General features: G+C 66.4%; 1 protein-coding gene. It reads right to left on the bottom strand.

What is annotated here, in order from left to right:
* On the bottom strand, window positions 1-593 hold a 593-nt coding region (locus tag MOV75_RS41175), incomplete at both ends, for a molybdopterin cofactor-binding domain-containing protein (protein ID WP_247008613.1).

Below are 593 nucleotides of genomic sequence, written 5' to 3'. Positions count from 1 at the left end.
CCGGCCTCGCCCACGCCCTTGGCGCCAAGCTCGGTGTCGGCGGTCGGCGTCTCGACATGGGCGATGACGATGTCGGGCATCTCCATCGGCATCGGCACGAGGTAGTCGGCGAGCGAGCCGTTCACGAGCTGGCCGGTCTCGCTGTAACGGCATTCCTCGAACAGCGCCGCGCCAAGCCCCTGCACGATACCGCCGCGGAGCTGCTCGTCGACCAGCATCGGATTGATGACGCGGCCGCAATCCTCGACGATGAAATGCTTCAGGAGCTTGATGAGACCGGTCTCGACATCGACCTCCAGCAAGCAGCCCTGAATGCCGTTGGTGAAGGCAAAGGGATAGCCCTGCGGCGCGAAATGATGGCTCACGGTGAGCTGCGCCTGCGTACCCGGCGGCAGCGTGTCGGAGCGGAAATAGGCGATGCGCGCGATCTCGGAGATCGGCAAGCGGGCCTTGCGCGTCGCGGCGTCGACCACCTCGCCATCGACGATGTCGAGCGCCGACGGCTGCTGCTGCAGGATGAGTGCGGCGATCTCAAGGATGTTGCGCTTGAGCGCGCGTGTGGCCTGCAGCGCGGTCTCCCCCCCAATGCCGGC

The sequence above is a fragment of the Bradyrhizobium sp. PRIMUS42 genome, assembly GCF_023006515.1.
GTDB lineage: Bacteria > Pseudomonadota > Alphaproteobacteria > Rhizobiales > Xanthobacteraceae > Bradyrhizobium.
Note: the sequence above shows the minus strand (reverse complement) of the source record. Positions and strands in the feature narration are given on the sequence as shown.